The organism is Nocardia sp. NPDC051750 (genome assembly GCF_044453135.1).
Classification (GTDB): Bacteria; Actinomycetota; Actinomycetes; order Mycobacteriales; family Mycobacteriaceae; genus Nocardia.
The window spans coordinates 11,965-35,464 of record NZ_JBITCK010000004.1 but is presented as its reverse complement, the minus strand read 5'-3'; the positions used below and the strand labels follow the sequence as shown (position 1 = coordinate 35,464).

The following is a 23,500-nucleotide window of genomic DNA, read 5'->3' as shown; positions in this document are numbered from 1 at the left end:
GGGCTACACGATGACGGAGAAGATCCTGGGCCGCGCCTCGGATCAGAAAACGGTCCGCGCCGGCGAGAACCACCCGGTGCAGCCGGCACGCATGATCGCCTACGACTTCCCCGGCTACACCGACGTCATGTTCCGCCAGATGCGCGAAGACTTCGGGATCACCGAACTGAAAGACCCGAGCCGCTACATCGTCTTCATCGATCACATGCTGACGAAGCGCAACGACAAGGAAACCGAGGTCCACCAGGTCACCCGCGACTGGTGCGAGTTCTACGGCATCGAGCTGCACGAGGGTCGCGGTATCGGCCACCAGCTCACCGCCGAGCTGGGCCTCGCCATCCCCGGCGAATTCCTCGTCCACTTCGATGGCCATATCAGCGGTATCGGCGCCTTCGGCGCCCTCGGCTGGGGCATCCGCCGCGACCTCATCGAAGCCTGGGTCACCGGCCAGGTCTTCGTCGATATCCCCGCCACCACCCGTTTCGACCTGGTCGGCGAGTTCCCGCCCGGCGTCGACAGCCGCGACCTCGTGCACACCATCATCGATATGGTCGGCGCCGACGGCTGCGCCCATCAGGTGATGGAGTTCGGCGGCCCCGGCGCCCGCTCCATGGCCATCGACCACCGCCAGGGCCTGTGCGGGATGGCCATGTTCACCGGCGCCGTCTCCGCCATCTTCGAACCCGACGAGATGTCGCTGGCCTACGCGAACAATGTCGCCCGCCGCAGCTTCGACCCGGTGTATCCCGACGCCGACGCCACCTACGCGGCCCGCTACGAGATCGACCTCGCGACCCTCACCCCTCGCGTCGTGCTGCCCGGCTCGGCCCGCGCCGTCAACACCAAGACAGCCCAGGAACTCGCCGGCACCCCGATCACGAAAGCCTTCATCGGCTCCTGCGCCAGCGGCCGCATCGAAGACCTGCGCGCCGCCGCCCTGGTGCTCGACGGCCGCAAGGTCGCCCCCGGCGTCGAACTCAATGTCGTCCCCACCTCGCAGAAGGTGTACGAGCAGGCCGAACAAGAAGGCATCCTCGACGTCCTCCGCGCCGCAGGTGCACATATCAACATATCGAGCTGTGATTTCTGCTTCGGCTACCAGAAACCCCTGCAACCCGGCGAGAACTGCATCTCCACCGGCGTCCTGAACATTTCCGGACGCATGGGCAGCCCCGACGCCAACATCTACATGGGCTCCCCCTACACCGTCGCCGCCAGCGCCCTCACCGGCACGATCCAGGAGTCGGTCCAGTGAGCGCCTATCCCCCACCGCCCGACATCATCGAAGGCAAGGTCGCCTGGATCTTCGGCGACGATTTCGATATCGATCTCGTCGTCGGCGTCTCCAACATCAAGTCCTACGACCCCGACCACCTGCGCTCGGTGTGTATGCAGGCCTACGACCCCACCTTCACCGACCGCGTCCGCCCCGGCGATATCATCGTCGGCGGTCGCAACTTCGGCTACGGTCATCCGCACTATCCACCGATGGTCGCCCTCCGCAATGCGGGGATCTCGGCCATCGTCGCGGAATCCTTCTCGCCCGGCTTCTGGCGCGGCGAGACCTTCAACGGCATGCCGTTGATCACGATCCCCGGCGTCTCGACCTCGGTAAAGGTCGACGACGCCGTGGCCCTCGACTGGCGCACCGCCACCCTGCGCCTGCCCGAGGGAACCGACCTGGTCGGAACCCCACCGAGCCCGCGGACCATCAAGGTCATCGAAGCCGGTGGTTCGTATGAACTCCTGCTCGCCGAGCACGCACGCGAAAGACAGATTCAATGACGAACACAGCACCTCGCGTCGGGTCCCGTGACCTCCACCCCTCCGGACCGCTGCCGGCGACAGCAGCCAAGAAGTCGAACTCGGTAGCCCGCCGCGCCGCCATCGCCGGCGGCGTCGGCACCCTCATCGAGTACTACGACTTCGCGGTCTACGGCTTCCTGGCCGTCACCATCGCCCCCCTGTTCTTCCCCTCCGAGAATTCCGCGGTCTCGGTCCTGTCGACCCTCGCCGTCTTCGGTGTCGCCTACGTGGCCCGCCCCCTCGGCGGCATCTTCTTCGGCCGCTTCGGCGACCGCCGCGGCCGCCGCCAAGCCCTGGTCATCACCGTCGTCAGCATGGGCGTGGCCTGCGGCATCCTCGGCCTGCTCCCCACCCATTCGGCCGTCGGCGTCCTCGCCCCCATCCTGCTGGTGCTGGTCCGTCTCGCCCAGGGCTTCTCGGCCGGCGGCGAAGTCGGTGGCGCGGCCACCTATATCGCCGAGTCGGCACCCCCACGTAAGCGTGGTTTCTTCGGCTCCTTCACCCCCGTCGGCTCCACCCTCGGCTTCGCCGTGGCCGCCGCCGTCGTGGGCGTCGTAGCCCTCATCACCACCGATGAGCAGATGGAATCGTGGGGCTGGCGTATCCCGTTCCTGCTCGCCCTCCCCCTCGCCTACGTGTGCCTGCGCGTCCGGATGAAGCTCGAGGACACCCCCGAGTTCGAGGAGATGGCCGAGAAGGACCAGGTCACCAAGAGCCCGCTGCTCGACACCGTCACCAAGAACCCGTGGTCCGTCGCCCGCGTCGTCGGCGTCGCCATCGCCATGAACGGCTCCGGCTATATCGGCCTCACGTACTTCAGCGTCTACCTGATCAACGACCTCGGCTTCTCCAAAGACTCCGTCTACTGGACCTCCGCCATCGCCATCGCCCTGGCCTGCGCCACCTTCCCGCTCAGCGGTATGGCCACCGACAGGTGGGGCCGCAAACCGGTCCTCATCGCCGGCTACCTCGCCTACGTCGTGATCGCCCTGCCCGCCTTCATGATCATGGGCGCGACGAGCAGCATCCTCGTGATCGGCCTCGTCTACTTCGTCTACATGGTGCTCAACGGCGTAGTCCAGGTCCCCGCGTTCCCGCTGTTCACCGAACTCTTCCCCCGCACGGTCCGCTACACCGGCGTCTCCCTGGGCTTCAATATCGGCACCATCGCCGCCGGCGGCACCGCCCCCTACGTCGCCGCCCAGCTCGTCGAATCGACCGGCAACGCGATGTCGCCCGCCTACTGGGTGATGGGCGTCTGCGCCATCGGCCTGCTCACCGTCGCCACCATCCGCGAAACCAGCCGCAAGGAACTGCCCGCATGACCACCGGTAATACCGGGAATGCCCCGTCCGCCGCATTTGATGAGGGTGCGGCGGGCGGGGCGTCCCGCCCGCGAGAGGTAACCGAACAGTTCGCCACCCTCGTGGCGGCATGGAATGACCGGGTCCGGCACGAACCCGACGCCCCGGCCCTCGTCTACTTCGACACCACACTCACCGTGCGCCAGGCCGACGACCTCGCCGACGCACTCGCGGCCGCTTTCGCCGACCGCGGTGTGGGCCACGGTGAGCGGGTGGGCGTCCACCTCCAGAACATCCCGCAATACGCGCTCGTCCTGCTCGCCCTGTGGAAACTCGGCGCGATCGCCCTGCTACTCAACCCGATGTATCGCGGGCGGGAACTCCGCGAACTGGTCAGCGATGCCGAACCGGTCGGGATCATCACCACCGACCGGGATGTGCGGCAGGTCCGGGAGGACGTCGAGGGCACCACAGTCGCGTGGGTACTCGGCACCGCGGAGTCGGACCTCCAGTCCCGCAACGACCCCCGCGTCTTCAAACCCGAAACCGCTGCTGCCACTGAGGGGTCCGCAAACTCACCCGACCTACTCACTTTGGCCCACGAGTACGCCGACCGGAAACCCCCAACGGTCCAGGTACACGGCGACGACCTCGCTTTCCTCGCCTACACCTCCGGCACCACCGGCCCACCCAAGGGCGCGATGAACTCGCACGCCAACGTCCGCGCGGTAACCACCAGCTTCGCCGAACTCGCCGACATCGCCCCCGGCGACGTCGTCTTCGCCCTGGCCCCGCTGTTCCACATCACCGGAGCCGTCGTCATCGGCGCCCTCGCCCTCACCGAACGCACCTCCCTGCTCTTCACCGGCCGCTTCAACACCGACGTAGCCGTCGACGCCCTCCGCGAACACGGCGTCACCTACACCATCGGCTCCATCACCGCCTTCAACGCGATGATGAACTCGGAATACGCCACCGCCGAACACTTCTCCACCATCAAAACGCTGTTCAGCGGGGGTGCGCCGGTCCCGCCGAGCACGGTCGCCCGATTCCAGGAACGCTTCGGCCGCTACATCCACAACGCCTACGGCATGACCGAAACCTCGTCAGCGGTCACCGCTGTTCCGCCCGGGACGAGCGCACCGGTCGACCCGGACAGCGGCACCCTGTCCATCGGACTACCGCTCCCGGGAGTAAACGTCGCGGTGGTCGACCCCGAAGGCCACCCCGTCCCACGCGGCAACCAAGGCGAACTCGTGGTCACCGGCCCTCAGGTCATCCGTGGATACTGGCGCAAACCAGAAGAATCCGGCGCTGCGCTACCCGATGGTCACCTCCGAACTGGCGATAGCGCGATCGTGGACGAACGGGGCTGGGTCTACCTGGTCGACCGGATCAAAGACCAGATCAACGTCTCCGGGTACAAGGTCTGGCCGCGAGAGGTCGAGGATGTCCTCTACGAGCATCCAGCAGTGCTCGAAGCAGCGGTCGTGGGCATTCCCGACGAGTACCGGGGTGAATCGGTCGCCGCCTATGTATCTCTTAAGGACGGACGCAACACGCAAGCCGACGAGCTGATCTCGTTCGCCCGAGACCGCCTCGCACCCTATAAGCGGCCCAGGGTGGTGGAGATCCTTACGGACCTGCCGAAAACACAGACCGGCAAGATTCGACGACGAACGCTACGTGATCGACATACCGACGCGCAAACCGGATAACTAGAGTTCGCTGTTTGCCAACCGGGCAAATTCTGAGCCCAAATAGACCGCCAAACAGGCCCGGCTCATTCCCGGAGCACTGTTGACGCAGTCAACCGGCCTCGGATTCCATCTACTGATCGGCCAGGCACAGACCGCGTTTCGACCCACGAGCCGCCTCAAACAGGCACGGCAGCACCCCCCTGGCTCGCTCAGGCCCAAAAGGCAGGGCCGTCGTTGGGTGGGGTTCAGCGAGGCGGCTCTGCAGCCACCAGTAACCTCAGAGCATCGCTCATGTCCGAGCGATGCGGATGGGGCTTATAGAGGGTGGTAATGAGCGCAGTTGAACAGGTGTTTCTCGAGTGCGAGCGTGCGCGAGCAGACGGCGATCTGGTCAAGCGCGTCTCAGCTCGCGATAAGGAGTTTCATTTTCAGAACTGGGTGCAGGCGCGCCTCGAGGCGTGCACCCTGGCGTACGACGAGCCGGGGCGTAACACATACCCGGACTTCCGCCTCGTCCACCACCCTGAGGGCTATGAAGTCAAAGGTTTGGAGTTCCCCGGGCGGGATGCTACCTATGACTCGAACTCTCAGGTTCCGGCCGGGAACCACAACGGCCGCGAGGTGTACTACGTATTCGGTCGCTATCCGAAGTCCGAGAAAGGCGTCGATGAGTACCCGGTCGTGGACCTGGTCGTCTGTCACGGCAGCTTCCTCAACGCAGATTCTGAGTACGTGCACAAGAACAAGTCATTCCGCGGCTTTGGAGCCTACGGCGATATCCAAGTCCGTGATCGCAAGATGTACGTCGTGCCGACGCCGTACGCGTTAGCTGCTGGTACTGCTGGCCTGTCGACGCTTATTGTCCCGGCCGACTTCCAACCCGAGTCGAGTCAGCTCGTGCGCGTAGGAGAATTGGACCGCATCGAAGCCGACGAAGTGCTCGTTTCCTATGAGTTCAATCTCCAGACAAACGAGATGCTCACGCGGAAGAAGCCGAACCCGAACGCCGGGAAGACGCACAGGTTCTGTGCCTATCGGTCTCGCGGTGCTGGCGACTCTAAAGCGGTTGGTTTGGCTGAGGGCCGACGCTCATGACCGCAGTACCCAAGATGTCGAGCCTGGAAGGCTCATTCCCGGCCGCAATGCTGAGCGCGGTCGGTACCAAGGAGTCCTGGCGTAAAGAGGTCCATCGCCCAGCGACGAGCACCCACAAGTGGTGGGCGAAGCGTCTTGGCACGGTGTTCCGCGGGATCCTGACCTCGGCGGTGACACCCGAAGGAGCCAGCCCCCTGGAATCTTATGGAGCACCACTCGATCTATCCGGGATGGTTGTGCTTGATCCGTTTTCCGGCTCGGGCGTAACAGGAGTGGAGGCCCTCAAGCTTGGAGCCAACGCCGTATGCTTCGACATCAACCCTGTGGCAACTCTCGTGGAACGTCAGGCGTTACAACCCTGGGACCTTGATGCACTGCAAGCCGCTTATCAGACCGTCGAGTCGAGCTGTCGCGAAGAAGTCGACCGCCTCCACCAGACAGAGGACGGCCGAACCGTCCTCTACTACTTCTGGGTCGCAACTGTCGACTGTCCAGAGTGCATGACTAAAGTTCGTCTGTTCGATTCACCTGTCTTCTCCAAGAACGCCTACCCGAAGCGCGTCCCCAAGGCCCAGGTCGTGTGCCCCGAATGCCTCGCGGTTAAGGAGAGCCGGTACGACTTCGTCACCGAGACATGCCCGAACGGGCATGTCATCAGGCAGCAGGGCGCCGTTGACAGGCAGCTTGCCACGTGCCCACACGGACACACATTCAAGACACTGAAAGCGCTGAAGGACGAGCGGCCCGGGTATGAGATGTACGCCAAGATGGTCGCCAATCCGGACGGCTCGAAGAGCTACGAGGCCATCACTGATTGGGACCGGGGCCTCTACGCCGATTGCGAAACGATGCTCGACTCGCTGCCGGATTCGGTTGTGCTACCCCACGGTGAACTCGTGCACGGCAACAACACCAACCAGGCGCTGAAGTGGAACTTCCGTTATTGGCGAGACTTCTTCAATGCTCGTCAACTGGTGTCGTTATCCCTAATAGCGACGGCTATCCGGGATCTGCCCAGTCCAACCCCAGAGCGTGAAGCTCTCTGTGCTCTGTTCTCTGGGACGCTGGAGTTCAACAACCTATTCACCTCGTTCAAGGGTGAAGGCACCGGCGCGGTCAGGCACATGTTCAGCCACCACATCCTGAAGCCGGAGCGAACACCGCTTGAGGCTCACCCTTGGGGCACTCCACAGTCCTCCGGTTCCTTTTCGACGCTGCTGAAGAGTCGCTTGCTTCGTGCGCACGAATATAAAACGAACCCGGCTGATCTAATCAGCAACGACAATGAGATCGAGCGTGTAACCGGCATTTCGAAGCCATTTGGCACACGGGTTGCTGGCTCGTGGAAATCGTTCACGTCCACCGAGGGACCAGCAGCCTATGTCGCTACCAGGAACTCGGCCGACACTGATCTGCCCGACGCGTCGGTGGACCTGATTGTGACCGACCCGCCGTACATGGACAACGTCCACTACGCCGAACTCGCGGACTTTTTCCACGCCTGGCTGCGGAGTATGGAACCCTACCCCGGCTATCCCGAAGCGGTAAGCACGCGCCGCTCGGGAGAGGTTCAGCACGCCGACCCCGCTGAGTTCGGAAAAGCGATCGAAGCGGTCTGGGCCGAGTGCGCTCGCGTACTAAAGCCTGGCGGGCTACTCGCATTCACGTTCCACCAGGCTCGCATCAGCGGATGGGTCCAAGTTATCAATTCACTTCGCCGCGCCGGGTTCGTGGTGACGGCCGTTCAGCCAGTCAAAGGCGAGATGGCAACCAGCGTCGTAAAGTCGGGTGCGCGTGAGCCATCAAACCTGGATAGCATAGTTGTCTGCCGACGCGCCGTGGACGGTGCGAATAATCCGAACCGTTCGCTGAAAGAGGCCCTCGCGACGGCTCAGAAGGAGTTGGCGAGTCTTCGACACGCTGGGGTTGATGTGGGTTCGGGGGATGTTCGGTCGGTGGTTCGGGGCTCGCTATTGGCGTACCTCGCTTCAGCCGGCGAAGAACTGGACCCCGCCGTCGAAGCGTCTGTGGACGAACTAGCTACGCAGAGCATCAAAACGGTACTTGCTTGAGTCAACGCTTCAGGAGCGCTTGTTGCTGCCTGCGCCCCAACTATTCCGCATAATTGGGATCGGACCATGCAAAATAACCCACACCCCCGATCGTCTGCGGCGTCCACTGAACATCGCCAAACGATGACCGACTGCGAAACCGGGTGGTCTCGTTATCGGGGAACGGCCACTTCCACTAATATTCAACGACCTTCGCTCACGTCTTTAAGCGCCGCTGGCCATCACCATACTCTCTGTTGCTGAAGCAATGCCCGGGTGGGGCTCCACGGTTGCTGCACTCCACAGCGACTCCTGCGTACCTGCCAAACGTAGGGGCAGAGCAAGAATACGGTTCCCTCTTCGGGCGGCGACTCCAAACACAGCCCCGAAAGGGCCCCCACCCGGCTCAGCGGAATGGATAGTCGTCTTCTCTTTTTGGAGCGACTTTACCGTAGTCAGCTCTACGCCTTTCGACTGAATGAACACCATGCTTCCGACCGATATTTTCGATCCGACATCGACAAGCCTGGAAGCTCCGGTACTGGGCCAATAATGGTCCACCGACGCAATCTGCATACCATATTTGTCGACCAGACGTGTCAGCAATGAACGCGCCGCGACTCGAAGAATCCAAAGATCGTACAAATACACGGCGCGAGCCATGTCGGATAGCATTGCATTATCCAATACTCCGTCGATGTCACCCCCATGCGCAACGTCATTACGTCGGTCGGCAAGTTCATCGATTAGACTGGTAGGCGAAGCGTATATCCCATGCAGTGATCCAAAGGGAAACCCCTTCCAGTACATATCAACCGACCATTTTGGTATTTCTACGGCATACCGACTCACGAGGTCCCGAACCATGTCATGCCTGAAGTTTGCTCCGTGGGAGCGCATTGCATCTTTTGTTAGGGCAACCGATCCCGACAGGCAACCAACCAGGCTCGACATGGCAGACTTCAACTGCATGATCGGATCGTCAGCAGTCCTGGACCGCATAATCGTTTGAAAATGTTCAAGGCTCAGCCTCAGGTGACTGTTCTGAATCGCCTCCGGAAGCTCATCGTAACTCGCATATGCTTGCGAAATAGTCTCCGCCAGCGCATCCGAAAGCTCACGCATGAACCGCTCATGCATTCCATATAGTTGAACAATGGCCGTTTTGTACACAAATACACGCCACGACGGCGCGGCCAACGCTTTAGAGATGCTAGCCGCTTGCCGAATATGCTCAGAGCTTGCGAAATTAGAATCGGTCCTCATCCCATCCAAAGCCTCCGCAAGTTCTAAGTATTGAAGACAAGTTTCCGTCTCGCGATACAAGCGGGTGCTAAGAGCACGCAAGTCCGACGACATCGATCAGCTCACAAACCCTGACAGGAAATCAAGAGCCAACCGATCACGCTCTCGAACATCTGATGAGTTCACTTTTCTCCCATCAAATGCACTTGCATTCTCAATATAGAATTGCGGCAATCTGTCCATAATTAACGAGCGATTCGCATAAAGTTCTGATCGATAGCCAAGAAGCTGAGAAAACGCGAATGAGAGCGGCTCGTACAATACAAATGATGGCTTCGCCAAGTAATACCAGTCGTCTCCCCGCTTGCGGTACGGGAGAAATGCATATTCGTCTAGCACTTCCACGATTGTATCCATGGTTTTTTGAAATACACTCTTCAGACCAACGAGCACTTCTGGAGAAAACCTATTTGCAGCTACTAAATAGCTTGTCAGGTAGCTGTCCAAGTTGGAACCACCCTTCCAAAGCTTATCTCGCTGCCGATGAGCGAAGAACCGAAGCACCGTCTGAACATCCTCCATTGTGCGATACATACTATTATCGGATAGTTCACGCGAAGGCAGCCAGTCAGGATTTTTCGACAGTTCATCCGCATCCGGCTGCGGTATTTGCCAAAGTTGACAAAATGAAGGATAGCGAGACAGCTCAATGCAAAGACTATTAAAAGGACCGCTGTGAAGGGCATTCCGAGTCTCCTGATCGGAGAGATCCTCACCTCCCGTATTAATGCGCTCAAATACCAGCTGTTTAAGCTCTTCGGCCTGCGCTTCAGATTTCCCAGTCTCGTGCAGTAGTACGATTGACGAGAGATATCGTCGATCTATCCCGCGGCGAATCTGCTCAGGTAATGTGCTGTATTTTCGCCCATTTAGCTCGGACCATTCCCGCAACCCCTCTAAAGGAAACCGGTCCGCATAGAATTCCTCAATTGCAGTCAATCGCTGTTTGCCATCCATGACCTCATATCGCGATAATTCTGACTCATACAGAAACACGGGAGGGACTGGAACATTGATAATGAACGACTCGATTAATCGCGATTGTTTGACTCGGGACCAGCGCGGCCTTCGCTGGAAGCTAGGCTGCAAGTCGTAATCCGAACTTGCAACGAGCGTGGGGATTTGTTTAAGTTGATAGCGGGCCTGTTCAACGACTATTCGTACCTCACCGCGGATGTAACGATCGTTGATCTGTTCGTCAGTAGCGGTGCCCGCGCCTCCCATGGGCGGATCCGCTACGGCTTTTATCTCCTCACCAGGTAGCAAGGTTGCCTTAACTGGGCTGGTCACTGTACCTCCGCTTCGGTATCCGGTCGCGCTGTCGCTACAGACTATTCGTGGCGCCCAGCCCGTGCGTCAGCCGGCCGATGTCTGGACACTCGTCATCGTCTCGGCGCCGAACCCGCCTGCGTGAACCCCAGCCCCTTCCGCTCCTCGGCAAGCTGGTAACCCCACTGCTCGGCCATGATCGACCGACGACGCGCGGCCCCTCTTCGCCCACACTGCGGCGATAGCCTTCACGATCCCATTTGGAAAAGCCCCTCACCCCCCTCATCCACCCGTTCCTTCAGACACGGACATACTCGGCAAGAGTTGGACCTCGGCGGTAACATTCACGCTTGGAATAGTTGGTGGTTACGCTGGCAAAATTCTGGAGATGGCTCCGACGCAAATCTGATGTACAGGTCTGTCGCCCGTGACCGAAAGTGAAACTCACGCAACAAAGTGCCGATCGCCGACGGCGCATACACCCGGTGAAGCGCGTTTCACAGAAAATCACAAGATCCTCTCGTGTCCGTCGAGCAGTATGTACTTCCGATCACAGCGGCAGTGCGCGCATCAGTACGTCGAACGTTGGCGCGGCCTCCCAATTGGGTCGCAGCGCACCAATCCGGGACCAGCCCCATTTCCGATATCGCGCGTAGGCGTTCTCGTTTGTCGGGTCCACCAGCAGCGTCGCCCGCCGTTCCCGCCGGCCACCCAACAACTCGTCGTGCAGGGCTCGTGCGTGACCTCGGCCGGTGTGCTCACGCACGACCATGATCTCTGACAGCGCAAACGTCCGCGTCCCGTCCTCCGTCGTGAATTCGGGTTCGTCTTTGTCGAGTCGCAGACCGTTCCACCAGCGGGAATTATCGTTGAGCGGCCACCCCCACGCCTGCCCGATCGCCTCACCATCGGAGTACAGCACCACCAGATCGAATCCGGCACTGTTCGTGTAGGCGTCGAATCGGCGCATGGCCGCTTCCAGCGACTCGAACGGATCGCCACTGGCGATGGATTCTGCGTAGGCACGCGCGTACGCGTCCTGAACGGTGTCGCGAATCTCACGAGCGCCTGAAGGATCGTACCGACGAAATTCAGTCAACTGTCGGGCCTTTCGTCGTGGCGAGGGCGTCGAACCGCGCCTGAAACTCTTCACCCTCGGAATCGGTGTCTATCGCGAGCCGGATCGGCTCCAGCACCCGCAAGGTCCGCGGGGACGCAACCGATTCCTCCAGGACGTCGAGGACCGGCCGCGCCGCATCAATGGCGCCTGGTATGTCACCGGTGTGGGCAAGCGTAGCCGCGAACCAGGCGACGGCGAGCGCAGCATTGCGGACACTCGCCGGTTCCGCTGCCGCGACCTCGTACAGAGTCAATGCACGTCCGTGGCTTCCGGTGTCAGCGTATGCCCGTGCTTCATGACCACGTACTTCTGCGTGCGTGACAAACCGCAGCCAGGGCGCGCATTCATAGGCGGGCTCGTATTCCGCGGCGGCGTCCATCTCGCGCCAGGCTGTGGACATTGCCCGCGCAACACCGTGACGGTCGCCGGCCACGCCGCACACGGCAGCCTCTCGCGCGGCGATCAGTGCATGAATCCGGCCCGGCGGTCGACGCCGCACGAGATGACCGGCGCGCTGAATCAGCATGTGGGCGTAAGAGGGAGAGGCAGCACCAGACCGGGCCAAATGGATGGTCTGCAGGGCGGCATTCAGTGCCGCGTGGACGGTCAGATCATCGTCGTCGGCCGCAGACGCCAGTGACAGCGCATCGGCGTAACAGCGCCGAGCAAGGTCGGTCCGGTCCGCATCATGCGCGAGCCAGCCCGTTTTGACCGCCAACTCCCCCACCGCCGACATCCACGCTCTGCCAGTCTTCTCGTCGAATATCCCGCTGTGCAGCAGGCCCTGGGCCTGCGCCAATGAGTCGACAGCATTCGGCAGAAGATTGGCACCGCCGACCATTTGGTCCAGCCTCCCCAGTTCGGAGGTGAATGCGTTGAGCCGGTCCACATCCACCATACCGATGCGGGACGGATTCCATTGCGGCAACGTCGCAACGGTCAGCGCGGCGGCCTTGCTGAATTCGCGGCGGTTCACGTCTGCCTCATCCTCTACGCCTCCAGACGGCGAGTGTCGCTGTGCTGTGGCCCGCGGGGCGGATACGGCGAGAGCGAATCGACGCATCTGCTCCGGGCTCAGCTTGGCGAGCCAACTATCGAGATCGGCGGCACGTTGCCCGCGCACCGGCCGCGATTCGGTGGCACGTTCCCATTTTCGCACGGTCGCAACAGACCACCCGATCTGTTCGGCGAACTGCTCTTGGGTCATCCGGAGCGCGGCGTCACGCAGCGCCCGCACCTCGACCCTTGTCCAAACCTCCACGATCATGCGACGGCCCCCTGTCCATGCATTCCTGCCGGAAGCGTATCGGCTCCCCGAACGGCTGTCCTCGAGATAGCAATCCCGGTCGATGATCCTCTATCTCAGCAGGCTCTCGATCGGATCACCGGTCTGGGCAGTACATTACGGAGCCACCGACAGCGAAAGGCTCCAGCACCATGGATTGTCTTCTTATGCCGCGTCGGCACGTCGTACGCCGCGGAGATACAGGCCCGAGGCTAGGGTGGCGCGGGTGAGCACACCATCGAGTTCGGAGTCGGCTACCGGGGTGTTGCCGGTGGAGCAGTACGTGGCGGGGCTGGCGCGCAAACGGATGGCCGCAGGAGTGTTGTTCCGCGATGAGCGGGGCCGGGTGCTTCTGGTGGAACCCACCTACAAACCCAACTGGGAGATCCCGGGCGGCGCGGTCGAAGGGGATGAGGCGCCGTGGGAGACGGTTCGCCGCGAGCTGTGTGAAGAGATCGGCTGGGACCGGCCCGTGGGCCGGTTGCTGCTGGTGGACTACGTGCGCCCGCAGGACGGCCGTCCCGAAGGCGTCGTATTCCTTTTCGACGGTGGTGTGCTCTCCGACAGTGACGTAGCCGGAATGGTCTTGCATCCGGGCGAGATCCGCTCTGCGGGGTTCTACACGCTCGATGAAGCAGCCGGGAAGGTGAAGCCGCTGCTGGCAGATCGTTTGGCGGCGGCGTTCGACGCGGTACGCGAAGGAGTGACAGTGCTTTGCGATCAAGGGCGACGCATCAGTTGACCGATGCCGTCCCGAACTGGGCTTGACTTTCCAGAATCGAGAGCTGTACCTTCACCTTCCCCGCAGAGGCACAACTGCGGGGGCCAACTTCATCTGCAGCAAGGAGTAAGGCTGGCAAATCTTAGTTCGTTGCGTGTGGTGTGGGTTTGGTGCGCCGTTCGACTCGGCGCTTGGCCCCGTAGCTTTGTGCTTCGTTCTTGCGTCAATCGTTGGAATCCCCTTCCTGGAAACAAAACTGTTCGGAATCATGACCCGACCGTCCGGCCTGAAGGTGAACACGAAAGGAGACTCTATGATGATTAAGTCATGGGCCGCCGCGAAGAACGTTTTCTACGGTGTCACAGGGGCTCTGATCCAGACCAGACGTAACGAGCCTTGATCGGCGTTCAAATGTCCCGACCGGGCAAATGCTCGGGAAATTTTCCTGATCGTAACGAGACTTCTTAGACTGTTCACTAGGCTGGGGGTTTTCCTTCAGATTCAAGTTGTCTGGCAAGGGTATTGAATGCCGTCACGTAGCTGTTTGCAGCGCGCATCGATTGCTTGTCTAGCTTGATATTGAACGATTGGGCGGCGCCATTGCCGAACCCAATGTTTAGGGTCAACGACCCCTTTTTCTTACGGCCCGTCAGCGTTGCAGAAAATCCCAGCGTGGCTACCCCGCCCGCAAGCCTGGTCGCAGTCCACGATTTATGAGCGCCAATGTCGAAAATTTCAGCGTTTCCGCCCTGAACAGGACCGTATCTAGTAAGACCGAGGCGAGAGCTAGGCCATGATCGGAGCAGGGCCGCCTGATTCAACACTTTTTCGGAAGGGTGGGAATTCCTCCATCGCTTGACTGCTTCTTTCTCATCGTGTGATGCAGCGATTGAGTTCTCCGGCCAGCCTGTCGGTTTATCTGAATTACGTGGAAACATACCCTCTCCCTTCGTTAGGCAAGCGGACCAAAACAGGTTCGCGAGGGCTACCATCCAGAGATTCTTGAGTTTGAGATTACGCTCCGTCCCAGGCTATGGCTAGACCGAAATATACTCCGTCGCTATCCAGGCGAGGAAATGGCATGCCGGCTGGATGGAGGCTAACTGGCAGCGCAGACGTCCTTGGTCGATGTCGTTCCGGCGCAGCCATTTCGACAACGTGACCGCATGGATGCCGAACTCGACCGCAGTCTGCTTGGCGGGCTTGTTGCCCAGACCAGGGTGATCGCTCGGGTTCGAAACTCGGTGGAATAGGCGCGTGGCACGCGGGTCAGCTTTCGGTTAGCAACCGGAGTTGGAACCCGTCCGGTGGGCAGGTCACGCTGTCACTTGACCATGCAGCAGCACCGTCGACTACCTCGCGACGCGAGCAACCGGGGATACACGCCGTGCCCCGAAAAGTGTTCAGAATTGGCCTGCCGTTGATATTTCGTCTCGGCATCTGGCGTCTACTTGGAATCTTCCACAAGTGACACAGACCTCGACGGTTAGCCGACCTCACCATTTCGCGCCACCGAGAGATTTCCACGAACAATCCTGGTGGTGGGATGCTCTGGGCTGAGGAACCGCTCGCAGTCGGCGAGGGCCCGCTGGTACAGCGTGATCGCCTCGTTCAGCCGCCCCACCAACCTGTACGCGTAGGCAAGGTTGTTCCGCGAGGTCAAGGTCGCCGGATGCTCAGCGCCGAGCACTCGCTCTCGCTCGGCGAGAGTCCACTCGTACAGCGTGATCGCCTCGTCCAGCCGCCCGACTGACCCGTAGGCATCGGCGAGGTGGTTGCGGGCCGCGAACAAGTAGGGATGGTCGGCACCGAGGGTTCGCTCGGTGTCAATGAGGTTCTGCTCGTACAGCGCGATCGCCTCAACAAGCCGACCTGCTAACTCGTAGGATCTGGCGAGGCTATTACGGGAGGCCAGGGTGTCGGGGTGATCGGGGCCGAGAATTCGCACACGGTCAGTGAGGTTACGTTCGCACAGTGTGACCGCTTGGGCAGCTTGCCCTGATGACCTGTACGCATTGGCGAGGCTACCCCTGGACACCAGGGAGTGGGGATGGTCCGGGCCCAGGACTCGAATCCGGTCGTCGAGGACCTGTTCGTGCAGGGCGATCGCCTCGGATAGTCGACCGGTGGAGTGGTAGGCGTTGGCGAGGTTGTGGCGTGCGGTCAGAGTGTCGAGGTGGTTAAGGCCCAGAACCCGTTCCCGCTCAGCGAGGTTGCGCTCGTATAAGGTTGTCGCCTCGGACAGCCGTCCTGCTGATCTGTAGGTGTTTGCAAGGTTGTTCCGCGAATGCAGGGTCTCGGGGTGGTCTGGACCAAGAACCCGCACACGGTCGGCGAGGGTCAGCTCATAGAGGGCTATCGCTTGGGTCAGTTGTCCTGCAGATTCGTAGGTGTTAGCGAGGTGGTGGCGTGCGGTCAGAGTGTCTGGGTGCTGAGCGCCCAAGATCCGCATACGGTCAGTGAGGACCTGTTCGTGGAGAGTAATGGCTTCCGGCAATCGCTCCGCCCAGTGGTAGGCGTAGGCAAGGTTGTGGCGAGCGGTGAGCGTATCGGGGTGGTGATCGCCGAGAATTTGTTCGTGGGCGGTAACGGTGTGATGAGCTAGGGTGGTTGCACGAACCAGCGCGGCAGATTCGATGAGTTGCATTGTGGCCCAACGACGTGTGGACAATGCAGCCCTAAGGAGGTCTGAGTCTGGGAAGCGGTTGACGGCTTCCCACAGGGCTTCGATGTGGTCGACCAGGCGTGAGCCTTCCTCGCGCCGCCGAAATGCCTCGGCCTCGTCGAACAGCAGCGGCGTGATCACCGCAGCAGCATCGGCACCGAGCTGACCGAGAGTGTGGGTGGTGTGGGCACGTTCGCGTAACACCCGGCTCAGAAGTCGGTGCATCACCACCACATCCCCGTTCTCCGACCACGACAACAGCGACCCCTCCACGCATCGCTGCAACGCCATATCCAGGCGACCGTCATGGTCGGGCAGTATCGTGTGGGCGACGCCGTCAGGGGCCAACATCGCCATCACACCTAACAACCACCGCACGATCATGTCGAGTTCAGGGTCTTCGTAGGAGGTTTCCGCGGTCTGGACTGCCAGCAGCAATGCTTGGTCTACCGCCAAGGGATGACCACTCCCTCTGGGCCGCGGCAGTACCGCCGGCAAAGGCTGGGCCGCAAGTAGTTGCAGGTAGCGCACATAGTCTAGGCGACGGCCAGTGATGGTCACCGCCGCCGCGGACAGCGCCAACGGCAGGTCCCCCAGATCGTTCGCGATCAGGTCAGCCCCGATGTCGTCGTCCAGCCCCGTCGCCTCCCGCAGGTAGCGCACCGACTCTGCTCGAGCAAACCCCTGTCCGGCGTCGACCAACTCACCGATCTGGGAAAATGCTTGGTCGGTGGTGGTCACCACCACCCGAGTGCTCCCACCGGTCGGCAGCACAGTATCGATGAGGTCGGGATTGCTGGCGTTGTCCAGCACCAGCAACGCTGGCTCTCGTCGTTCAGAGAGGTAATCGCGCAACCGGTCCGCAGATTTGGCGGGATCGCCTTCGGGATCTGCGACCCCGACCCGGATGGCGACCTCACCGAGCCCGGTTAGCAGGGAATCAATGGTTTCGGCGTTGACCCACGCCACTAGTCCAGGCCCGCCTGCGGCGGCCACCTCACGGGCATGGGCTGCTGCGACCTGCGTCTTACCCGCTCCCCGCATACCGGTCACCACCACTGCCACGGCGGACCGGCGCGATATCTCCCTGAGCACCTGCAGTTGAATGCGGGAGACGAAGTGCGGCGCTCTCCTGGGTACTCGACCCACCACCGCCATTTCCGCCCCAGCTTCAACGACCGGCAGACCAGCCACACCGACGTTGTTTGTGATGGTGGTGGAGCGGTAGATGTAGGTGTTGATATCGCGGCGCGCCGATGCCCTGCCTATCGAAGCCGTGGGTGGCGAGATAGGCGGCGGCCAAGAGTCGCTCATGGGTGTGAGGCATCACCCCGGTCCGTTTCGATATCTTGGAATTCCATATCCTGGCCAGAATGAGCTCTCCGGATCCGGAACCCTCCCGGCGACCGCACATTGTGAATCCGCAGATCACGCCCGGCATCGACAGTCCCTAGTTCAACCACACCATCCGAGCGGGTGACGAACTGGTTGTGCTGCGACCATAACGAAACACCGAACACACCCGCGGTCAACACACCGACCGCAACCCACACCCAGCCGGAATACGTGCCGCTGGTCGCAAGGTTCACCGCAACCCCCAGCCCAGTCGACACCAGGGCACCGGCCGCAGTGTGTAGACCTGCCCTCGAAAGCGTCTGTCCCCAATTCATCTCCAGCCTCCACCCGTTGATTCGAACCGCATATCCACCCACTAATCCTCACAGCTGCCCACCAGGAATACCCGTCGACTGCGGCGAATATGGCGACCAGTACGATCCGGTACACATCCAGCGACACCACTGCTTCCACCTACAGCTCGGTCGCAGCATCGGTCGCGAGTACCAACAGTTCACCCGACCTGTTCGGCGGACTGCTATTGCGTCATCCGGAGCGCCGCGTCACGCAGCGCACGCACCTCGACCCTTGTCCAAACCTCCACGATCACGCGAAAACCCCTGTCGCTGCGCACTTAGCGGAAGCGTAGCGGTTCTCTATGACTGCTGTCCCTGGGACCGCGAACACCGGTCGATGAGGCTTGATCCAGCCCCGGCGCCGGGTCGAACCACCAGGCCGGCCAGCACCTTACGAGGCCGCCGACCACGGAATTCCTCGGCGCCGGGTGCACGCCATGACACCCCACCCAGGAGGCACTGTGCGCGAACAACCACCTCTGCCCAAGCGACCGGCACGAAACCGGGCAATGGAAGCGACCTTCCGGCTGTTGCACGACCAATACTGCACCGATACAGCAACATTGGCACGAGTGGCGGCCGGGCTTCGCGCCAGTCGCGATGTCCCGGAACCCGCCACCGACGCCGATATCGCGCCATGAGCCACTCGATCGCGTTCGGCTGGATGAACCACGACATCAGCCGGGCACCCGAGACCGACCGCGACCGCGTACACCGCCTCGCCGACCGACTCGGCTACCACCTCGTCTGGCCCGGCGAACACTCGGTGCTACGCGTGGCCGACCAGGCACGCAACGCCGGCGCCGACCTGGTGATCCTGCCCGCACCCGACCACCTCGGCCCGCACGAGCTCGACGCCGTACTGGACGTCTGCGATGTGGAAACCGTGCTACCGCGGCTCAGCTTCCCACGCTGGACCTCCACGCAGGACACACCATGAGCGCCCTGGTAGTGGTCGGTTTCGCCATCGCGATCGGACTACCGCTGCTGGTGATCGCGGCGACGATCTGGTGGCCCTGACGGTCGATCCCCGCGCCACTTCCGGATCAGAGGATCAGTCTCGGCACGCTCGGCACACGCTTCGCACGTCTTGGCGCGGACTGCCGGGAGCCTGGTCAGTATCTCGACGAGTCCGCGGGTGAGCGAGCCATCGGTAGCCGCGGCGAAAATATCGATCGACTCGGTGGCGCGGGCAATGTTCACCACGGCGGAAGCCGCGGAGATGCAGACCCGAGGATAGGGTGACGCGGGTGAGCACACCATCGAGTTCGGAGTCGGCTACTGGGGTGTTGCCGGTGGAGCAGTATGTGGCCGGGCTGGCGCGCAAGCGGATGGCTGCGGGGGTGTTGTTTCGCGACGAGCGGGACCGCGTGCTTTTGGTGGAGCCGACCTACAAACCCAACTGGGAAATACCGGGCGGCGCCGTCGAAGAAGACGAGGCACCGTGGGAGACGGTTCGCCGCGAACTGTGCGAGGAGATCGGCTGGGACCGAACTGTGGGCCGGTTGCTGCTGGTGGACTACGTGCGCCCGCAGGACAGCCGCCCCGAGGGCGTGGTGTTCCTTTTCGACGGTGGTGTGCTGGCCGAGAGTGACGTAGCGGGGATGGTTCTGTATCCGGGCGAGATCCGCTCTGCGGGGTTCTACACGCTCGATGAAGCAGCCGGGAAGGTGAAGCCGCTGCTGGCAGATCGTTTGGCGGCGGCATTCGATGCGGTGCGCGAAGGGACGACGGTGCTCTGCGAACAAGGGCGGCGCATCGGTTGACCACCGCCCTTGGTTCGCGGTCAGGCGGGGACCGGCAACAACCCTGATTCCGAATGCGGACTCGACGCCGGCAGGGCGGTGTTGCTTGCCCGCCACCCGGTAGAGGCTGTCGGGGATGTGCTCCAGCCCGGTGAATACTCCAGCAGTGTCGGGGTCACGCGATCTGCGCTGCGCGTGCGAGGTCCACCGCATCGCCGGGCCGACCCACGTAGGTCGCCTGGTGACTCATCGCCGCCAGGATCTCCGCGCCCAGCGCGGCGTCACCGGCTGCTCGTGCCATCCGAAGTGCCTGGATCAGATACCGCTGCGCCAGACCATGTTCCGCGAGATCGTAGGCAGCCCAGCCCGCAAGTTTCGTGAGTTCGGCCGTCACAACGAACAGACGGCGACCGACCTTTCAACGCTGCGGTCAGCATCTGCCGGGCGCCGTCGCGGACGATCTCATCGCGCAACGACCGGGTCGAACCGGCCTCCTCACCGCCAGTGGCGACGTTCTGAACTACCGTGAGCACGGACGTACCTTCCCGACCGGCGTTGGCGCGCCGGCATGATCAAGACTTCGGACTGATAGATCATCCGGGAAGGTGCGTCCTTCCCGTCATCCACAGGTCTTGATCATTTCTCGGCCGCACGCGGTGTCGTCGGTCGCTCGCGCGCTGCTGCGGCCCGGCGCCGGGTGCTACTCGAAGCGACGGCCTACCCCAGCGCACTGAAGCCCTCGTGGTCGGCGGTGAACGGTCGACTCGCTCGGCCGAGCCTGCCGGATACCGGTGATTCCGCACGTCGGCCTCCGGAACCAACGAGCACGAACGCCGGTCGGCATGGGTACTATCCATCCTGGTCGGGGGGAGCCCCGCGCTGTAAAAGGGGATGTACTGATGGTCGACGAAAGACAGCGGGGGCAGAACCGCGCCGAGGGTTTCGCATGGGGAGCGCACGGAGCGGCCACGCCTCCGAATGGCCCCGCTGTCCAGCAGCAGTATCCCGGTGGGCAGCAGCCGTTTCCCGGCGGTCCGCGGTTCCACCCGAACATGCAGGCGCCCGGTCCAGGCATGACGGGGCAACCACAGCCACACCCGATGGGAGGAGCGCCGCCGCAGCTGTGGCAACACGGAGGACCGTCGTCGCCAATGGGATTCGCGCCTGCGCCCTATCCAGGTATGCCCGGTCCGCCGGGCTCCCGTAGCAATGTCGGCCTGATCATCGGGCTCGTGGTGGCCATGGTGGTGGTTCTGGTGCTCACGGTGGTCGGCATCGGGGTCGTCGCATCGAGATCGGGTGGCGATGACGAAGCCGACCCGTGGGCCGGGGACTACTCGCCGGAAGGGGTCACGAATACTTGTCATCTGGTCGATACCACGGTCTTCGATCCATGGGCGCCGGACCAGACGGAACTCGTGCACCACGAAGATATCGCCGGGCAATACGGCGGTCCGTCGATCGACTGTCGTACAACGAACTCCGGACCGAACAGTGCCTACGTCACCTTCAAGATCGATGTGGCGTTCGAGACCGATCTGTATGGGTTGGAGCTCGATCGCGCCAAGAGGTCGGATACCGAAATACTGCCCGATGACTACGTGTTCGGTTCGGTGACCGGGCTTGGGGAGGGCGGGTACTACGGAGTCCGGAATCCTCCGGACTCGGACCGGTATCTGGGCTACACAATGGCGATCAAGGAGAGCAATGTCCTGGTCGACGTCGACGTGGAAGTCATCTCGGACAAGGCTTTCGACCAGGCCGAGGCCGACCGGATCTGCCGGTATCAGATCGGGAAGATCCTGGACAACCTCCGAAAATGATGCGGCGTAGCAGTTCAGCTTCGCCCGCTGGGCTTTCGCGAAGGTGGGCCCATGAGCGCCCCGGTGGCAGTTTGGCTTCGCCATCGCGATCGGACTACCGCTGCTGGTGATCGCGGCGACGATCTGGTGGCCGTGATGATCGGAGCACCGAACCGCTTCGCGCATGTGCACAAGTCGGCCGCGACCTATCTCGACGTCGCCGCCAACGACCACGGCGACGAGAAGGGACTACTCGTATACCGGGCGTTGCAACGCGTCGAATCGCCTGAACCGCATCTCGTCGAGATCGGCCCGGGTGGCGGCGCTGCCGTCGACTACCTCGCGACGCGGACAGCCGAGGAACCACGCCCTGTACAACTCACACTGGTGGATGGACCCGGCGTCTCCTCGACCTCGCTCACGGACGCGATCGCGCGGTTCAACGCGGTCGGGTCGTGCGTGCTGGTGCACGGATGGGCTCAGGACATCGGGCGACTGTTGCGCGAACCGGTCGACGTGATCAGCGCGTCCGCCCTGATGCACGAGGTCTACTCCTACGGTGGCGCCTACTCCGGACTGCACACGTTGATGCGGACACTGCCGACCGTGCTCCACCCCTACGGTTACTTCGTCTACCGCGACGTCTACGCCGTCGCCGCACCGAGCCTGCACGAGCGGGTCGTGCAGTCCTACAGCTCACAATCCTGGCTGCAGTTCTGGCGCATGTTCGTCCCGCACTACCTGCGGGAAGGCACCCATCCCTATCACCATCACGACGACGAGGTCGTTGCCCGCCAGAACTCGCGCATCATGCCCGTAGCCCAACTGGACACCCGGGTGTGCGCGGTGATCGAAGCGCCGGTCGGGCTGTTCCGCGAGGTGCAACGGCACTACATCACCGCCGGACACGGCGGGGGTTCGCGGTGCCTCGATCCACCGTTTGGTGGAGCCGACGGCGGCCAGGACCAGAGTCAGAATGGCGAACAGGTCGGCGATGATCGGGATGAGGCCGAGCCCAGGAATTATCGACACGACTACAAACGCGACGCAGGCCACTATCACAGTAATCCGGCCGACATTGCTTCGTTTCAACAACACGATCCCGCCGATCAGCAGAGCCGGAGCCACGACAATGTAGGGAATCATCAAAATGATAGTCAGAAAGACACTGGCGAGGGCTCCGAGCAGCGCGAAGATACCGGCGGCGATCCCGGTGCCACCGCCAGGCGCGGGCTGCGGGTACGCGTATGGGTTGGGTGGCGCCGCATAGGCCGGGGCCGGAAGCCGGGCCCTGGAGCCGGAGAGGCCGGCTGCTGCGGAGGCTGACCGTACGGATAGCTCATGGGACCTCCCCCTCATAAGGTTTTCCGAAACTCTATCGTGGCCGAGATCGATCACCGCCGGTGCCGCCTCCTCGATCCCGTGACCCAGTCTCGTGCATCTCGGTCGGAGCTGCTCCGGCGATTCCCCCGTCGCCGAGATGGTTCGCGCGGATCACGTCCGCGCCGAGGAAGCGAGGACACGGGCGAGGCTGTCACCAATTATCTCAGGATCGCAACGCCACCGCAGCTTCCGCAAGAACAGCACCAGTACTGCCGTGCACCGGCATCGCGAGCGGAAGCGTAGCGGTTTCCTATTACCGGTTGGCTCTGCGCGTGAATGCTGGCAGCGGTTTGTCGTGAATTTCGACACCGGTTTGCGGTTGCGGTGCTGTTCCTGTGCGTGAAAATGAACACCACCCGGCCGGTGTGTCGGCGGGTGGTATCGGGTGTCTTGGGTTCGGGTGCTGAGGAATGGGGAGAAGGTCCGGGAAGCGAGCCGGGTGAATCTGCTGTCCGCCGGATGATGCAGCAACGGTTCCGTCGGATGAAATCACCGCTTCCCGGTGATGGCGACCCCGCTCTTTTCCGATAACCTGCTCTCGGTCGGACAGACTGCCTC

The 23,500-nt window shown here is 62.2% G+C and carries 18 protein-coding genes; 11 read left to right on the top strand and 7 right to left on the bottom strand.

All coding sequences use genetic code 11. The annotated features are described in order from the left end of the window. Positions 1-10: 10 nt before the first annotated feature. The 6 genes from ACIA75_RS18650 to ACIA75_RS18625 all read left to right on the top strand — a co-directional run bounded on the left by ACIA75_RS18650 (position 11) and on the right by ACIA75_RS18625 (position 7,977). Complete coding sequence (locus ACIA75_RS18650) at positions 11-1,255, top strand: aconitase family protein (RefSeq protein ID WP_397106670.1); 1,245 nt, start codon at positions 11-13, stop codon at positions 1,253-1,255. Then, a complete protein-coding gene (locus ACIA75_RS18645; protein WP_397105489.1) occupies positions 1,252-1,785 on the top strand; it encodes a 3-isopropylmalate dehydratase in 534 nt (177 codons plus the stop codon). The genes ACIA75_RS18650 and ACIA75_RS18645 overlap by 4 nt, the downstream gene beginning before the upstream one ends. Further along, positions 1,782-3,131, top strand: a complete 1,350-nt coding sequence (locus ACIA75_RS18640; protein ID WP_397105487.1) for an MFS transporter — start codon at positions 1,782-1,784, stop codon at positions 3,129-3,131. The genes ACIA75_RS18645 and ACIA75_RS18640 overlap by 4 nt, the downstream gene beginning before the upstream one ends. Next, the gene (locus tag ACIA75_RS18635) at positions 3,128-4,828 is read left to right on the top strand and encodes a class I adenylate-forming enzyme family protein (protein ID WP_397105485.1); all 1,701 of its coding nucleotides are present in this window, start codon (positions 3,128-3,130) and stop codon (positions 4,826-4,828) included. Before ACIA75_RS18640 ends, ACIA75_RS18635 begins: the two co-directional genes overlap by 4 nt. 312 nt (positions 4,829-5,140) lie before the next feature. Beyond that, complete coding sequence (locus ACIA75_RS18630) at positions 5,141-5,905, top strand: hypothetical protein (RefSeq protein WP_397105483.1); 765 nt, start codon at positions 5,141-5,143, stop codon at positions 5,903-5,905. Beyond that, a complete protein-coding gene (locus tag ACIA75_RS18625) occupies positions 5,902-7,977 on the top strand; it encodes a DNA methyltransferase (protein WP_397105481.1) in 2,076 nt (691 codons plus the stop codon). The genes ACIA75_RS18630 and ACIA75_RS18625 overlap by 4 nt, the downstream gene beginning before the upstream one ends. A gap of 204 nt (positions 7,978-8,181) precedes the next feature. On the opposite strand, the gene ACIA75_RS18620 is transcribed toward ACIA75_RS18625, so the two are convergent. From ACIA75_RS18620 to ACIA75_RS18605, 4 genes are all read right to left on the bottom strand, one after another. Continuing rightward, entirely contained in the window at positions 8,182-9,222 is a 1,041-nt protein-coding gene (locus ACIA75_RS18620; protein ID WP_397105479.1) for an MAE_28990/MAE_18760 family HEPN-like nuclease, read from the bottom strand. 96 nt (positions 9,223-9,318) lie between these two features. Beyond that, positions 9,319-10,551, bottom strand: coding sequence for a DUF262 domain-containing protein (locus ACIA75_RS18615; protein WP_397105477.1), 1,233 nt, complete (start codon positions 10,549-10,551; stop codon positions 9,319-9,321). 529 nt (positions 10,552-11,080) lie between these two features. Then, positions 11,081-11,629 carry a GNAT family N-acetyltransferase gene (locus ACIA75_RS18610; protein ID WP_397105475.1) on the bottom strand — a complete coding sequence of 183 codons (549 nt, stop codon included), beginning with the start codon at positions 11,627-11,629 and terminating at the stop codon, positions 11,081-11,083. Further along, a complete protein-coding gene (locus ACIA75_RS18605) occupies positions 11,622-12,917 on the bottom strand; it encodes a helix-turn-helix domain-containing protein (RefSeq protein WP_397105474.1) in 1,296 nt (431 codons plus the stop codon). The genes ACIA75_RS18610 and ACIA75_RS18605 overlap by 8 nt, the downstream gene beginning before the upstream one ends. Positions 12,918-13,161: 244 nt before the next feature. On the opposite strand from ACIA75_RS18605, the gene ACIA75_RS18600 reads away from it, so the two are divergent. Then, entirely contained in the window at positions 13,162-13,677 is a 516-nt protein-coding gene (locus tag ACIA75_RS18600) for an NUDIX domain-containing protein (protein WP_397105472.1), read from the top strand. A gap of 455 nt (positions 13,678-14,132) precedes the next feature. Here ACIA75_RS18600 and ACIA75_RS18595 read toward each other — a convergent pair whose 3' ends face one another. After that, positions 14,133-14,594: a hypothetical protein gene (locus ACIA75_RS18595; RefSeq protein ID WP_397105470.1), complete on the bottom strand. Its 462-nt coding sequence runs from the start codon at positions 14,592-14,594 to the stop codon at positions 14,133-14,135. 548 nt (positions 14,595-15,142) lie between these two features. Further along, positions 15,143-17,635 carry a tetratricopeptide repeat protein gene (locus ACIA75_RS18590; RefSeq protein WP_397105468.1) on the bottom strand — a complete coding sequence of 831 codons (2,493 nt, stop codon included), beginning with the start codon at positions 17,633-17,635 and terminating at the stop codon, positions 15,143-15,145. A 1,014-nt stretch (positions 17,636-18,649) separates the two neighbouring features. Here ACIA75_RS18590 and ACIA75_RS18585 point away from each other — a divergent pair. Further along, entirely contained in the window at positions 18,650-18,952 is a 303-nt protein-coding gene (locus ACIA75_RS18585) for a hypothetical protein (protein ID WP_397105466.1), read from the top strand. Positions 18,953-19,307: 355 nt separating this feature from the next. Beyond that, positions 19,308-19,778: an NUDIX domain-containing protein gene (locus tag ACIA75_RS18580; RefSeq protein ID WP_397105464.1), complete on the top strand. Its 471-nt coding sequence runs from the start codon at positions 19,308-19,310 to the stop codon at positions 19,776-19,778. A 154-nt stretch (positions 19,779-19,932) separates the two neighbouring features. Here the strand turns inward: ACIA75_RS18580 and ACIA75_RS18575 are convergent, their stop codons facing one another. Next, positions 19,933-20,151, bottom strand: a complete 219-nt coding sequence (locus tag ACIA75_RS18575; protein WP_397106748.1) for a hypothetical protein — start codon at positions 20,149-20,151, stop codon at positions 19,933-19,935. A 757-nt stretch (positions 20,152-20,908) separates the two neighbouring features. Here ACIA75_RS18575 and ACIA75_RS18570 point away from each other — a divergent pair. Together ACIA75_RS18570 and ACIA75_RS18565 are read left to right on the top strand one after the other, a co-directional pair. Further along, entirely contained in the window at positions 20,909-21,580 is a 672-nt protein-coding gene (locus tag ACIA75_RS18570) for a hypothetical protein (protein ID WP_397105462.1), read from the top strand. A 51-nt stretch (positions 21,581-21,631) separates the two neighbouring features. Further along, the gene (locus tag ACIA75_RS18565; protein WP_397105460.1) at positions 21,632-22,885 is read left to right on the top strand and encodes a hypothetical protein; all 1,254 of its coding nucleotides are present in this window, start codon (positions 21,632-21,634) and stop codon (positions 22,883-22,885) included. The last annotated feature ends 615 nt before the right edge of the window (positions 22,886-23,500 follow it).